The sequence below is a fragment of the Streptomyces vinaceus genome, from assembly GCF_008704935.1.
In the GTDB taxonomy this organism is placed as follows: Bacteria; Actinomycetota; Actinomycetes; order Streptomycetales; family Streptomycetaceae; genus Streptomyces; species Streptomyces vinaceus.
Genome location: NZ_CP023692.1, coordinates 5,787,815 through 5,801,062, shown reverse-complemented (window position 1 = coordinate 5,801,062; position 13,248 = coordinate 5,787,815). Strand labels below are relative to the sequence as shown.

The window sequence follows — 13,248 nt, the reverse complement described above, 5'->3', positions numbered from 1 at the left end:
AGACGTCAGGGCGTGAGCAATACGAGCAAAACCCCAGCTCAGGGCAGGGGTGTCAGTTCGACGGGGAAGCCGTTGAGCACCGCGGTACCGGACAGCGGGTCGAGCCGGGAGCCGTCGAGGAGCTGGTTGACGTTGGCTCCGGGCGCGGCGGAGGCGACGGAGAGCCGGGCCCCGTCCCGGTCGTGGCCCCAGCCGTGCGGGAGGCTGACGACGCCGGTGCGGACGGTGTCGGTGACCTCGACGGGGACCTCCAGGCTGCCGCCGTCCGCGGTGATCCTGGCCAGGCCGCCCTCGGTGAGACCGAGTCGGCCGGCGTCCTCGGGGTTCACCTGGAGGGTGCAGCGGTTGGAACCTCCGGTGAGGGCCGGGACGTTGTGCAACCAGCTGTTGTTGGACCGCAGATGACGGCGGCCCACGAGCACCAGGGTGGCGGGGCGGTCGGCGAGCGCCGCGCGCAGCCTGGGGAGCTCGGCCGTGATCGGGTCCGGGAGCAGCTCGATCCTGCCGCTGCGCGTCCTCAGCACGCCCGGGAGCCGGGGCCGCAGCGGGCCGAGGTCGATGCCGTGCGGGTGCGCGAGCAGCCGCTCCAGGGTGAGCCCCTCGCCCCCGTCCTCACCCCTGCCCCCGGTCGCGCTCGCGACCGCGTCTTCGCCCGCACCCGGTGCCGCCCCGGGAGTGCGGCCGGAGGCGAACCGGTCTCCGTACGGGCCGAGTCGGAGCATCAGGTCGAGCCTGCGCTCGGGGCCGTTCTCCCCGGTGAGCAGGGCGGCCAGGTGCTGCGGGTCCTGCCCGTGCAGCGGGGAGCGCGGGTCGGCGGTCTCCTTGGCGAGGGCGCCCTGGATGACCATCTCGTCGACGTCGGCGGGCGAGGCGGAGCCGTGCCGGCCGGAGACGGCCAGGACCAGGCGCGCGTGGATCTCGCACTCGTCGAGCCGGTCCGCTTCGAGCGGGACGGCGGGCCGGCTGTAGCGCACCTGGTTGCGGATGGCGAACCCGTTGAAGGCGAAGTCGTGGTGCGCGCTCTGCGAGGGCGGCGGCGGGGGCAGCACGACGTGGGCGTGGCGGGAGGTCTCGTTGAGGTACGGGTCGACGCTGACCATGAAGTCGAGCCCGGCCAGGGCCGCGTCGAGGCGCCGCCCGTCGGGGGCGGACAGCACCGGGTTGGCGGCGATGGCGATCAGGGCCCGGATCCGCCCCTCCCCCGGTGTCTCGATCTCCTCGGCCAGGGCCGCGATGGGCAGTTCGCTCTTGGCCTCGGGGTGGCCGCTGACCCGGCTGAGCCAGCGGCCCAGGGTGAAGCCCTTGCCCGGCCCGGCGGGGCGCGGCCGCGGACCGGCGGCCGGGAGCGGGAAGAGGACTCCCCCCGGCCGGTCGAGGTTGCCGGTGAGGATGTTCAGTACGTCGACCAGCCAGCTGGCCAGCGTGCCGTACTCGACGGTGCAGCTGCCGATCCGCCCGTAGACCGCGGCGGTGGGCGCGGCCGCGAGGGCGCGGGCGAGGGCGCGGATCTCGGCGGCCGTGAGGTCGCAGGCGGGGGCGACGGCCTCGGGAGTGAAACGCGCGAGGGCGTCGGCGAGTTCCCCGAGTCCCTCGGTCCGTTCCCGCAGGGCGCCGGGGGCGGCGAGCCCCTCCGCGAGCAGGGTGTGCGCGAGGGCCGCCAGCAGCAGGGCGTCGCTGCCGGGGCGCGGCGCGAGGTGGAGGTCGGCCAGCTTGGCGGTGCGGGTGCGGCGCGGGTCGACGACGACCAGGGTGCCGCCGCGGGCGCGCAGCGCCTTGAGCCGGCCGGGGAAGTCGGGGGCGGTGCACAGGGAGCCGTTGGACTCGACCGGGTTGGCGCCGAGGATCAGGAGGAAGTCGGTCCGGTCGAGGTCGGGGACCGGGATGGCGAACGGGTCGCCGAAGAGGAGTCCGCTGGAAACGTGCTTGGGCATCTGGTCGAGGGTGCTGGCGGTGAAGAAGTTGCGGGTGCCGAGCGCTCTGAGCAGCAGCGACGGGTACAGGTTGCCCGCCATGGTGTGCACGTTCGGGTTGCCGAGGACGACGCCGACGGACTGGGCCCCGTACGTGCGCACGAGGGCCGGGACCCGCTCCGCGATGGCCTCGTACGCCTCCTCCCACGTCGCCTCCTGGAGCCGGCCGTCGCGGCGGACGAGGGGGGCGCGCAGGCGGTCGGGGTCGGCGTCGAGCGCGCCGAAGGCCGCGCCCTTGGGGCAGATGAAGCCGCGGCTGAAGACGTCTTCGCGGTCCCCGCGGGCGCCGGTGACGGTGGCGCCCTCGATGGTGAGGGTGAGGCCGCAGGTGGCTTCGCAGAGCGGGCAGATGCGCAGGGCTGTGCGGGGCATGGGCCCTCCAGGGGCGGCAGGACGCGACACGGACACGCGGGTGAGCCGAGCATACCGACCGGTTGGCACGCGAGGGAGGGTGCTGCGGCGGAGTCCTGGGGCGGGCGCGGCGGAGCCGCCGCCTCGGCTCCGCGCGGGTCAGTCCCGTACGCGGGTCAGTCCAGTACGCGGGCCAGGTAGGCGTGCATCATGGCCCGGATCTCGGCCACGATGGCGGGGTCGCCTTCGGGGTCGGTGCGGAAGGCCAGCTTCGTGAGCGCGTCCGTGGCCTCGACCGCCACCAGGACCGCCCGTTCCATGGCCGGGTCCGGGGTCAGGCCGAGGTGCGAGCCGAGCAGTTCGGTGAGGCGTACGGCGACCAGCCCGTTGGGGTCGGCGGCCGGGCCCTCGGCGGGCGGGGCGGGTACCCCGAAGTCGACGAACGCGAAACCGGGGACGGTGCGCTTCATGACCAGGTATTCGTCGAGCACCGCGTCCACGACCGGCCGCCAGTCGCCGGCCGGGAGCGTGTCGAGGCGCTCCGCGATGGCGTCGGTGTACCGGTCCAGGTTGCGGTGGGCGAGGGCGATGGACATGGCCCGCTTGTTGCCGAAGAAGCGGTAGACCGAGCCGATGGGCACGCCGGCGCGCAGGGCGACGGTCCGGGTGCTGAGGTTCTCGTACCCGGTCTCGTCCAGGAGTTCGGCGCAGGCGTCGAGGATCCGGGCGAGCCGGTCGGCGCTGCGCTGCTGGACCGGCGTCCGGCGCAGGGGGTGGGCGGGGGGCACGGGGTCCATCATGCCGCTCCTGGCTCCTCGGTTCAGCAGGGGTCTCAGTTCAGCAGGAGGCCGATGCCCCCGATCGTGTAAGTGATCATGAGCGCGAGCAGCGGCAGCTGGCCGGCGACGGCCCGGGCCGGCGGGAAGAGGCGTACGGAGCGGTCGTGGGCGGCGATCACACCGAGTACGTGGCCGGTGACGACGGCGATGACCTGGAGGGCGGCGAGGGCGCCGGGACCCAGTGGCGACAAGGGTTCGGGGGCGTTGTCAGTGCCGAGTGCGATGGTTACCGTGCGTGGTCCTTCGGTGACGAGGAGGGAGAAGTAATGGGCGACGAGATAGCCGAGCGCGATCGGCACGAGTGAGTGCGCGAAGGCGGTCAGCGGGCCGGGGTGCGGGCCGCAGACGAGGCGGGTGGCCGCCGCGCAGAGGCAGTACAGGGTGGCGACGAGGGCGATGGCGGCGAGCAGTCCGAGGGTGGCCGTGGGGGTGCGGCCGAGGGGGGAGGCCTGGAGGGCGTTGATCCACGAGGGGTCGTCGGAGTAGCCGTCGTAGGCGGTGGAGCCGAGCAGGACGCAGACGGTGGCGACGAGTCCGGGACGCTCGGGCGTCGCGTCGAGTCCGTGGAAGGGGTTGCGCAGGACCAGGCGGCCGTCGCCTCGGCGGCCGAGGGGGGAGAGCCGGGCCAGGAGGGCGGAGTACGCCTCGAAGGCGTCGCCGTCGGCGAACCAGCGCTCGCCGAAGCGGGCGGCGAGCGCGAGGTGGACGGCGGTGTAGAGGGCGAGGGCGATCAGGAGGGTGGTGGTGGATGCGGGATCCGGAGCGGCGAGTTCTAGCCAGGTGAAGGCGAACAGTCCGGCGGCGGCGGGCCATTGGCCGAGCCGGGCGGGGAGGGGGGCGGGTGTGTGGCGCCGCCGGTGGGCGCGGGGCAGCCGGCGGGAGAGGCGGTACAGGGTGCGGAGCGGGTTGAGCAGGCGCCAGACGGGGCCGAGGAGGAGGGAGGCGGGGACGAGGCCGACCCAGAGGAGGACGTAGACGGCGCCCGGGGCGGGGTTGCGCGCGGGATCGTCGGGGCCGAGGAGGAGGTGGAGCAGGACGGCGAGGGCGGCGGCGAGGCCGAGTCCGCGCAGGGCGGTACGGGTGGCCGGCGCGTCGGCCACCCGCTCCAGGCCGGCGGGCAGGGCGAGGCCCGAGCGGTCGCCGCGGAAGCGGGAGGAGGACCAGAGGAGGCCGAGCGCGAGGAAGGAGACGAACAGTGCGGCGAAGGCACCGGCGAAGGCGTAGAAGGGAGAGATCGGCAGATCGTGCCGGGACCCGATCCCGTGCGCGAGCGTGGTGAGCGGATCGGCCGGACCAGGGACCACGCCCCGGCCCCCGCCGCCACTGCCCGCGACGAGAGCGCGTTCCGGTGCGTGCGGGGTCACTGCGGCCCGGGCCGGGTCATCGGACGAGGAGTTGGGTCAGGACGAGGTGGGACTCGTGGGTCTCCACCTCGAACAGGCCCGTGCGGTCGGCCGTCAGGACCAGGGTGGCCTCCTGGCCCGCCGACAGGGCGAGTTCCTTGTCGTAGCCGTGGACGTGCAGGGTGTCCGCGCGGTCGCTGGTGACGCGCAGGGCGACGCGCTCCCCGCGCCGCAGCTCGGTGCGGCCGGGGGCGGGGGTGACCTTGCCGTCCCGGACGGTGAGGGTGACCGTGCGGTCGGCGGACGCCTCCGACGGTGACGCCGGCGCCGACGGGGGTGACGGGGGTGCCGTGGGCGGGGTGTGGCTGTGGCCCCCTTGGCCGGGGGCGGCGGCGGTGGCGGTGAGCTGGAGCGTGCCCTCGACCGCCTTTCCGGCGACGGTCCAGGCCGTGTGGTCGTCGGCGTAGAGGCGGACGGTCAGGGTGTGCGCGCCCTCGGGCACCTGGGCCGCCGGGAGGTGGAACCAGGGGCCGTACAACCGGGCCAGTTTGCGGCCGTCGAGCTCCAGGTGCGCGTGGCCGGCGCCCGGGAGGGCGGCGCCGCCGGTGCTGTCGGGGGTGAAGCGGAAGTTCTCCACCGTCAGCTGGAGGTTCCAGCCGTCCTCGGAGTCGGGGCGGGCTGCGAGCCGCACCTGCGGCGCGCCCGCGGCCGGGACCTCGCGGAGCCGGTGGCCGGTGGGGTCCTGGGCGTCGAGCAGGGTACCGGCGCTGCCGGTGGCCTGCTCGTGGCCGGTGCCGGGTTTGTGGTGGGTGGTGGCCCGGCCGCCGCAGCCCGCGGCCGCGCCGCCGACGAGCAGGAGTGCGACCGTGAGCAGCGCCGCGGTACGGGTGGACCGGCCCCGGCCCCGGCCCCGGCCGCGGGCCGTGCGGGGCGGCACACCCGCGCCGCCGTGGCGGGCACGGTTCCCGGCGCGGCCGGGGGCGTGGGGGTTCATGCCGGGTCCGGGGTGGCCGCGGTGTGCAGGGCCGGGGGCGGGGGCGGCGGCGCCGGTGCGCGGTCCCCCTCGGGGTCGCCGCCCGCGGCGGTGGGGCGGGCCGAGGCGACGACGGCCCACAGCACCCAGACCACGGCCACCGGGGTGCGGACCCAGGCCGGGCTCAGCGGGATCCAGGGGATCATCAGGACGGCCTTGTCGAAGGCGTCGAGGAGGGTGAGGGCCGCCAGGAGCAGGGTCAGCCGTGCCGGCCAGGGGCGGGTGGGCCTGAGGGCGAGGCCCACGCCCGTCCACCACAGGCCCAGCAGGAGCAGCGCCAGGGCCGGCACGGCGGTGCCCACCAGGGGAGTCGTGGAGCCGGCCACGTCCAGGGCCAGCCCGGCAAGGCCCAGCAGCGAGGCCGTCGTGCCCAGGCGGGACCCGCGCAGCCGGCGCCACCACAGCACCCCGCCGACCAGCAGCAGCACCGCCGCCACCGCCAGCGCGATCTGCGTCTCCACCCGCTCCGGGCCGCGCGCCCCGTACCAGTCGCAGCCCGCCGGCAGCTTGCGCGCCTGGACGCTGTAGTCGGCGCAGACCAGGAGCTGGGCGAGTTTCACCGGTTCGCCCACCAGCCGCCAGGAGGCGCCGGACACCTCGCCGCGGCGGTCGCCGCAGTGCGGGAGCGTGCCCGGGGTGGAGCCGTCCGGTCCGGGCTGCCAGCAGTTCCCCCGGCCCTGCCCGTCCCACCACACGTCCATCCCGTTGGGGCGGGACGCCCCGGACCTGTCCTTGCCGAGGACGTTGGCGGCGTAACGGTTGTGGTGGGAGGTGTCCGTCTGCTTCGACCATTCCTCCTCGCCCCGGATGAATGCCGGGACCGCCGAGAGGAAGAAGCCCGCGCGCCGGTGCCCGTACACCCAGTTGTTCTCGTACACGTTCCAGTTGCCGCCCGCCGTGATGATCCCCGTGCCCGGCGGCATGGAGATCTGCGGGCAGACCACCCCCTGCTCGTAGCCGCGCTCGATCGGCGGCTTGGCGCAGGTGCCGTCCGCGACGTACCCGTAGTAGTCGGCGTTGTTGTCGTGGATCAGGTTCCGCTCGAACTTGGCGTGGTTCTGCGGGAGTCCGGGGTGCCCGGGGAAGGCGCTGTCCATCGAGGCGCCGCCCATGTTCGCGTCGAACTCGTTGTCGTGGACCCAGACGGAGTCCCCGGCGGTCCCGGAGTAGCCCACCATGTTGTGGTGGCTGTGGCAGCCGGTGATCTCGATCGAGTAGCGCGGGACCTCGTAGCCCCGCCCGTCGTTGATGTTCGAGGCGCTGCCGGGGTAGATGCCGGAGTCGCCGTTCCCGTACGACTCGCAGTTCTTGTACAGCCCGTGGTCGCTGGCGAAGGTCAGGAAGCCGTACTCGTCGTTCCACCTGGTCAGGACGTCGTCGATGACGAACCCGTCGCCGGCCAGCACGTACAGCGAGTTGAAGGTGGTCCGCTGCGCGGTGAAGTTACGGAAGTAGATGCCGTTCGACTGGTCGGCGCGGATGGCGTTCAGCTTCTGGTACTTGGCGTCGATGACCACGTCCTGGCGGCTCGCGCCGGTGCCCTCGATCTGGAGGTCCGTCTTGCCGAGGATCGCGACGAGGTTCTGGTTGTGCCGGCACCGCACCTGCTGCTCGTACGACAGGATCTGGTAGCCGAGCGCGGAGTTGGGGGCCTTCAGCGCGGCGCACTCCCCCGCCGGCTTCGGCAGTGAGGGCTCCTCCTCGTACAGGCCGGGGAGGATCGCGATGTTCATCCCGGGCCGGTCCACGGCGTCCACGGCTTCCTGGAGGTGCCGGTAGCCGCCCTTCTCGCACCGCTCGTACAGGGCGAGGTTGCGCTGCCTGAGCTCCTCCGGGAAGGCGGATATCCGGCGCTCGAAGGCGGGCCGGTCGGTCTTGCAGACCAGCAGGTCGGGCTCGGCCTCGCGGTACCGCGGTACGGATCCGGAGCCGTCCGGCAGGGTCACGGGACGCTCCTCGTGCGCGCGGGCGGCGGGCGCTGCGGCGAAGAGGGACAGCAGCGCGAGGAGGGCGGCGAGGAGCGCCGCCGGCACGGCAGGGAACCTGCGGGTCCACGACATGGGCGTGAGAGTAGAGCAATGTTCATCTTTTTGGAGCCCCCGCGGCAGCGCGAAATCGAGGGGGCGGAATCCGCGGTGCGGAATCGAGGTGCCATTGACGGGTGGGCCAGGGAATCCTACTGTCGACCATAGGATTAATTGGACCGTCCGTCCGTCACAGAGCGGGAGCACCCATGAGCGAGCAGGCCGAGCAGGCGAGGAAGACGGCAGAGGCACTGGAGTACCTCACCGGCTTCGGCAACGAGCACAGCTCGGAGGCCGTCCCCGGCGCCCTGCCGCCCGGCCGCAACTCGCCCCAGCGCGCCCCCCTCGGCCTGTACGCCGAGCAGCTCAGCGGTAGCGCCTTCACCGAGCCCCGGGGCCACAACCGCCGCTCCTGGCTCTACCGGATCCGCCCCTCCGCGGCCCACCCGCCCTTCACCCGCACCGACAACGGCGCCCTGCGCACCGCGCCCTTCACCAAGGCCCCGGCGGACCCCAATCGGCTCCGCTGGAACCCGCTGCCCGACGCGGCCCCCGGCACCGACTTCCTCGCGGGGCTGTGGACCCTGGGCGGCAACGGCGACGCCGGCCAGCGCACCGGCATGGCCATCCACCTCTACCACGCCAACGCCTCCATGACCGACCGGGTGTTCAGCGACTCCGACGGCGAGCTGCTCATCGTCCCCGAGCGCGGCGGCCTGCTGCTGCGCACCGAGCTCGGCCTGCTCAGCGCCGGCCCCGGCGAGGTGGCCCTGATCCCGCGCGGCGTGCGCTTCCGCGTGGAGCTCCTGGACGAGGACGCCCGCGGGTACGTCTGCGAGAACTACGGCCGCCCCTTCGAGCTGCCCGACCTCGGCCCGATCGGCGCCAACGGCCTCGCCGCCGCGCGCGACTTCCGGGCCCCGGTGGCCGCGTACGAGGACGTCGAGCGCCCGACCGAGGTCGTCAACAAGTTCTGCGGCAACCTCTGGTCCGCCACCTACGACCACTCCCCGCTGGACGTGGTCGCCTGGTACGGCACGCACACCCCGTACGTGTACGACCTGCGCCGCTTCAACGTCATCGGGTCCATCAGCTACGACCACCCCGACCCGTCGATCTTCACCGTGCTGACCTCGCCCTCCGACACCCCGGGGCTGGCGGGCGTGGACTTCGTCGTCTTCGCCCCGCGCTGGCTGGTCGGCGAGGACACCTTCCGCCCGCCGTACTTCCACCGGAACGTCATGAGCGAGTACATGGGCCTGATCGAGGGCGCCTACGACGCCAAGGCGGAAGGCTTCGTCCCGGGCGGCGGCTCGCTGCACAACATGATGTCCGCGCACGGGCCGGACCGCGAGACCTTCGACAGGGCGAGCGCCGCCGAACTGAAGCCGCAGAAGATCGACGACGGCCTGGCCTTCATGTTCGAGACGCGCTGGCCGATCACCACCACCCCCCAGGCGGCCGGCGCCGACCACCTCCAGCGCGGATACGACGACGTCTGGCAGGGGCTCCAGCGCCACTTCCGCGCCTAATATCGCAAGGCGCGGACCCCGGATCCCCGGACCCACAGGCCCACGGATCTGCGGACCCCCGGAGCCCGGAGCCCGCGCCACGCACCCCCACGCCCCGTCCGTACGGAGAACCACCCGTGACCGCCTTCGCCCCCGACTCGCTCGTGCTCAACCGGAAGCTGCCGCTCTGGTACCAGGTGTCGCAGTCGCTGCGCGCCTCGATACTGGGGCGCGCCCCGGACGCCTCGCTGCGCCTGCCGACCGAGGAGCAGCTCGCCGAGCACTACGGGGTGAGCGTGCTGACCATGCGCCAGGCGCTCAAGGAGCTGGAGGGCGAGGGGCTGATCAGCCGCCACCGGCGGCGCGGCACGTTCATCGAGCCGGGTGCGCGGCGTGGGGCGCCGGTACGGCTGCTGGGCTCGGTCGACGCGATCGTGGCGCAGCAGTCGGGCGACCGCACGACGGTTCTCGGCCGCGCGCGGACGGCCGTGTCCGGGGAGCTGCTGGAGCACTTCCCCGACACGGCCGAGGTGGTCACGTACCGCCGGCTGCGCCACGACGGGGAGAGCGGCGAGCCGACCAACTGGGCGGAGAACGCGGTCCGCCCCGAGCTCGCCGAGGGCGTGGACCTGGCCGATCTGGCGCGCTGGCCGATGACCAAGGTGCTGCGCGACGTGGTGGGCGTGCGGATCAGCCGGATCACGGACACGGTGGAGGCGCGGCTCGCCGACCCGGAGACGGCCGAGCTGCTCCAGGTACCGCTGCTCAGCCCGATCCTGCTGTGCACGGGCGTGACGTACGACGAGGACGGGCGGGTCGTGGACGTGGCGCGGATCCGGTACCGCGGCGACCGGTTCTCGTTCACGGTGACGCTCGACGCCACCTGACGGCTGCCACACCCAGGACCCAGGAGGGACTACTTACCTTCGTCGTCCGTACCGCGCTCGCCCTCCGCCTGCGACGGGGTGGTCCGCGTCGTCGCGGGGTGGTGCTGCGTCTTCTCCTTCTCGTCCATGTCCTCGTCGAGCCGCTCGCCCTCGGCCTGCGAGGGAGTCGTGTATTCGTCGTAATGACTCATGTCCGCCTCTTCGCCATCGATCGATGTACCGGTACATTCCCCCATATAGGGAGCGTAGCTCTTCGGCCCCCGCCCAGCCCGGCCACGCCCCGCGCCCGCGCCCCGCCCGTGCCCCCGCCCGCAGCCTCCCGTCGCTACCATCTGCCGGGTGAGCGAAGACGTACCGCTGCTGGACGATCTGATGCCCTGGGCCGTGGGCGGCCTGCGCCTGGGCCGGGCCTGGGTGGCGGCCCCCGACCCGGCGGCGCTGCGCGCCCGCTGGGCGGCCCTGACCGGCGCCGAAGCCGCCGAGCGGGACCAGCTGTTCCGCCCGACCAGGAGCCGTACGCCCACCACCGGCGCGGCCGCGCTGCCCGGGCAGCGCTCCCCGTCGACCGCCCGCTTCGCCGATGCCCCGGGCCCCTGCCCGGAGCCCGTACGGGTGCTGCGCGATCCCTTCGACGAGCAGTGGCTGCTGCCCGACCAGCGGCTCATCGACCTGGCCCGCCCGGAGTTGTGGCGGGTCCTGGACGAGCACCAGCTCTTCGCCGTCGAGACCCCGGAACTGCTGGTCACCGCCCATCTGCCCGCCGGCCGCCTGGGCCGGATCCGCCCCCTGCACCGGCGCCCCGGCGCGGCCGAGCCCAATCTCGCGCCGGGCCTGCTGCCACTGCTGGGCGAGCGCTACGGCGGCTGGGTGACCCCGCAGGACGTACTGTGCTGGATCCTCGCGGCGGGCCGCCCCGGCCCCCGGGGGTACGAGGTCCCGCTCACCGGGGACCCCGGCCGCTGGCGGGCCGGGGTGGAGCTGGGGCACCGGCTGCTCACCGTCCAGCTGCGCGGCGGTCCCGGCGGCGAGCCGCCGCGGCTGCCGGGCGGGCGGCGCCCGTACGTCCGCTCGGCGGTCCAGGCCTGGCCGCAGGGGCTCGCGTACGACCCGGAGACCGAGACCCTGAGCCTGGGGGCCGGGACGGTCTCCCCCGTGCCGGCGGGCGCCTGGGAGTTCGAGGTCCAGGGCGGCATCCGGGTGCTGGAGGCCTGGTTCGCCTCCCGCACCGCCCACCGGGACCCGGAGGCCGACGGGCTGGAGGCGCTCGGGCCCGCCGAGTGGCCGCAGGCCTGGACCTCGGAGCTGCTGGCGCTGGTGACCACCCTGGCGCTGCTGGCCGATCTGGCCCCGGAACGGGCTGCGTTCGAACCCGGGCCGGCGCTGCCGGCCGCCGAGCTGGCGGCGGCCGGGGTACTGCCGCCGCCGCGCTGGTCCCGCCGCCCGGCCTCCGTACTGGACCACCACGAGGAGGGCCCGGGCGGCCAGTTCGCGCTGCTGTGACGGATTCCGGCCCGAGGGTGTGGTGACAGACCGGGGTGCGAGCAGGTAGGCAGGCCCCATGACTGCCGACTCGCCCGCCCACCGCGCGCACGGGGACCCCGTGGCCCCCGCGCGCCCCGTGGAACCGCTCCCCCTCGACGGCGTGACCGTCGTCGCCGTCGAACAGGCCGTCTCGGCCCCCTTCGCCACCCGGCAGCTCGCCGACCTCGGCGCCCGGGTGATCAAGGTCGAGCGCCCCGACGGCGGCGATTTCGCACGCGCCTACGACACGGCCGCGCACGGACTGGCCTCGCATTTCGTCTGGGCCAACCGCGGCAAGGAGTCGATCGCGCTCGACCTGAAGGACCCGCGTGGTCTGGAGGTCCTGCACGGGCTGCTCGACGGCGCCGACGTGTTCGTCCAGAACCTCGCCCAGGGCGCCGCCGCCCGGCTCGGGCTCGACGCGGCCGCGCTGTGCGCGCGGTACCCGCGCCTGGTCGCCGTCGACGTCTCCGGATACGGCGCCGAGGGCCCGTACGCCCACAAACGCGCCTACGACATGCTCGTGCAGTGCGAGGCGGGGCTGGTCTCGGTGACCGGCACCCCGGAGCGGCCCGTCAAGGCGGGCGTCCCGGCCGCGGACATCGCGGCGGCCATGTACGCCTTCTCCGGGGTCCTCGCGGCCCTGCTGCGCCGCGGGACCACCGGGCGCGGGGGCCCGGTCGAGGTCTCGATGCTCGACGCGCTGGCCGAGTGGATGGGGCATCCCCTGCACCACACGATGCACGGCGGGGAGCAGCCGGTACGGACGGGACTCGCGCACGCCGTCATCGCCCCGTACGACGCCTACCCGACGGCGGACGGGGACCGGGTGCTGCTGTCGGTGCAGAACGACCGCGAGTGGCGGCGGCTGGCGGAACAGGTGCTGGAGCGGCCGGAGTTGGCCGAGGATCCGGCGTACGCGACGAATGCGGCGCGCACCCGGGGCCGGGAGAAGACGGACGCGGTGGTGGCCGAGGCGCTGGCCGGGCTGGGCGCGGACGAGGCGATCGGGCGTCTTGAGGCGGCGGGCATCGCCTGCGCGCGGCTGAACTCCGTGGCACAGCTGGCGCAGCACCCCCAGCTCGCCGCGCGGGATCGCTGGCGGGAGGTGGGATCACCGGCGGGTCCGCTGCGGGCGCTGCTGCCGCCGATCGGACTGCCGGGAGGCGAGGCACCGCACATGGGTGCGGTGCCCGCGCTCGGCGAACACACCGGGCCCCTGCTGCGCGCCCTGGGGATGACGGACGCGCAGATCACGACACTGCGCCGGGATGGTGTGGTTGCGTAGGGCCGGGGCGAAACCAATGAGGGTCGGGGACGTTGTTACGAACGGCGGCTGCCGAAGAGCGTGCGACGCAGGCGGCGCAGCGGCGCGAAGAGCGAGACGCGCGCGCTCCGGCTCCGCAGGCGGTGCGTGTGGTCGCGGGACGTCAGTTCGCGCATCAGCAGCGTCGCCTCGGCGACCTCGCGGTGAGGGACGGCGGGTCCGCCCAGCACGGCGAGGTGGCGGTCGAGGCGCGAACTGGTCGCACTGCTGCCGCAGGTGATGGCAGGCACGCGAGGCGGCCTGCTGCGCATTGCTATCTGTTCCATGATCTCTCCCCACCCGTACGAGGGCACCCGGCCCGGGCAGGGTAACCCTATCGCCCCCGCGTCGTGCTCGGGTATCCCGGTGGTGTGAATTACCCCTATGGCGATGGGGAGTTGACGGTTACTCAGCGGAGTCACCCGTCACTCTCCGCAAGGGGGCGGGGGCTCGCGGGGGCCGC

At 74.2% G+C, this 13,248-nt stretch carries 11 protein-coding genes; 4 read left to right on the top strand and 7 right to left on the bottom strand.

Annotated features, from left to right (window positions below; translation table 11 throughout):
• Positions 1-38 precede the first annotated feature (38 nt).
• From CP980_RS26145 to CP980_RS26125, 5 genes are all read right to left on the bottom strand, one after another.
• Positions 39-2,342: a molybdopterin-dependent oxidoreductase gene (locus tag CP980_RS26145; RefSeq protein ID WP_150529210.1), complete on the bottom strand. Its 2,304-nt coding sequence runs from the start codon at positions 2,340-2,342 to the stop codon at positions 39-41.
• A 155-nt stretch (positions 2,343-2,497) separates the two neighbouring features.
• Positions 2,498-3,118 carry a TetR/AcrR family transcriptional regulator gene (locus CP980_RS26140; RefSeq protein WP_150529209.1) on the bottom strand — a complete coding sequence of 207 codons (621 nt, stop codon included), beginning with the start codon at positions 3,116-3,118 and terminating at the stop codon, positions 2,498-2,500.
• Between the two features lie 35 nt (positions 3,119-3,153).
• The gene (locus tag CP980_RS26135; RefSeq protein WP_150529208.1) at positions 3,154-4,464 is read right to left on the bottom strand and encodes a hypothetical protein; all 1,311 of its coding nucleotides are present in this window, start codon (positions 4,462-4,464) and stop codon (positions 3,154-3,156) included.
• A gap of 76 nt (positions 4,465-4,540) precedes the next feature.
• On the bottom strand, positions 4,541-5,497 hold the full coding sequence (locus tag CP980_RS26130) for a cupredoxin domain-containing protein (RefSeq protein WP_229907179.1): 957 nt from the start codon (positions 5,495-5,497) through the stop codon (positions 4,541-4,543).
• Entirely contained in the window at positions 5,494-7,596 is a 2,103-nt protein-coding gene (locus CP980_RS26125) for a right-handed parallel beta-helix repeat-containing protein (protein WP_150529207.1), read from the bottom strand. The genes CP980_RS26130 and CP980_RS26125 overlap by 4 nt, the downstream gene beginning before the upstream one ends.
• Positions 7,597-7,769: 173 nt before the next feature.
• On the opposite strand from CP980_RS26125, the gene hmgA reads away from it, so the two are divergent.
• Both hmgA and CP980_RS26115 read left to right on the top strand, forming a co-directional pair.
• Entirely contained in the window at positions 7,770-9,092 is a 1,323-nt protein-coding gene (hmgA, locus tag CP980_RS26120) for a homogentisate 1,2-dioxygenase (protein ID WP_150529206.1), read from the top strand.
• Positions 9,093-9,208: 116 nt separating this feature from the next.
• A complete protein-coding gene (locus CP980_RS26115) occupies positions 9,209-9,958 on the top strand; it encodes a GntR family transcriptional regulator (protein WP_123515205.1) in 750 nt (249 codons plus the stop codon).
• 29 nt (positions 9,959-9,987) lie between these two features.
• Here the strand turns inward: CP980_RS26115 and CP980_RS35270 are convergent, their stop codons facing one another.
• Positions 9,988-10,149 (bottom strand): hypothetical protein, encoded by a 162-nt coding sequence (locus CP980_RS35270; protein ID WP_165937435.1) that lies wholly within the window; start codon positions 10,147-10,149, stop codon positions 9,988-9,990.
• A gap of 181 nt (positions 10,150-10,330) precedes the next feature.
• On the opposite strand from CP980_RS35270, the gene CP980_RS26110 reads away from it, so the two are divergent.
• Entirely contained in the window at positions 10,331-11,458 is a 1,128-nt protein-coding gene (locus CP980_RS26110; protein WP_167535969.1) for a type ISP restriction/modification enzyme, read from the top strand.
• Positions 11,459-11,516: 58 nt separating this feature from the next.
• Positions 11,517-12,767 (top strand): CaiB/BaiF CoA transferase family protein, encoded by a 1,251-nt coding sequence (locus CP980_RS26105; RefSeq protein WP_229907180.1) that lies wholly within the window; start codon positions 11,517-11,519, stop codon positions 12,765-12,767.
• Between the two features lie 35 nt (positions 12,768-12,802).
• Here the strand turns inward: CP980_RS26105 and CP980_RS26100 are convergent, their stop codons facing one another.
• Positions 12,803-13,072 carry a hypothetical protein gene (locus tag CP980_RS26100; protein WP_030870537.1) on the bottom strand — a complete coding sequence of 90 codons (270 nt, stop codon included), beginning with the start codon at positions 13,070-13,072 and terminating at the stop codon, positions 12,803-12,805.
• Between the last annotated feature and the right edge of the window lie 176 nt (positions 13,073-13,248).

Coding starts and splice junctions, on each gene's coding strand:
- CP980_RS26145 (WP_150529210.1), bottom strand. CDS start 2,342: ATGCCCCGCACAGCCCTGCGCATCTGCCCGCTCTGCGAAGCCACCTGC.
- CP980_RS26140 (WP_150529209.1), bottom strand. CDS start 3,118: ATGGACCCCGTGCCCCCCGCCCACCCCCTGCGCCGGACGCCGGTCCAG.
- CP980_RS26130 (WP_229907179.1), bottom strand. CDS start 5,497: ATGAACCCCCACGCCCCCGGCCGCGCCGGGAACCGTGCCCGCCACGGC.
- CP980_RS26125 (WP_150529207.1), bottom strand. CDS start 7,596: ATGTCGTGGACCCGCAGGTTCCCTGCCGTGCCGGCGGCGCTCCTCGCC.
- hmgA (WP_150529206.1), top strand. CDS start 7,770: ATGAGCGAGCAGGCCGAGCAGGCGAGGAAGACGGCAGAGGCACTGGAG.
- CP980_RS35270 (WP_165937435.1), bottom strand. CDS start 10,149: ATGAGTCATTACGACGAATACACGACTCCCTCGCAGGCCGAGGGCGAG.
- CP980_RS26110 (WP_167535969.1), top strand. CDS start 10,331: ATGCCCTGGGCCGTGGGCGGCCTGCGCCTGGGCCGGGCCTGGGTGGCG.
- CP980_RS26105 (WP_229907180.1), top strand. CDS start 11,517: ATGACTGCCGACTCGCCCGCCCACCGCGCGCACGGGGACCCCGTGGCC.
- CP980_RS26100 (WP_030870537.1), bottom strand. CDS start 13,072: ATGGAACAGATAGCAATGCGCAGCAGGCCGCCTCGCGTGCCTGCCATC.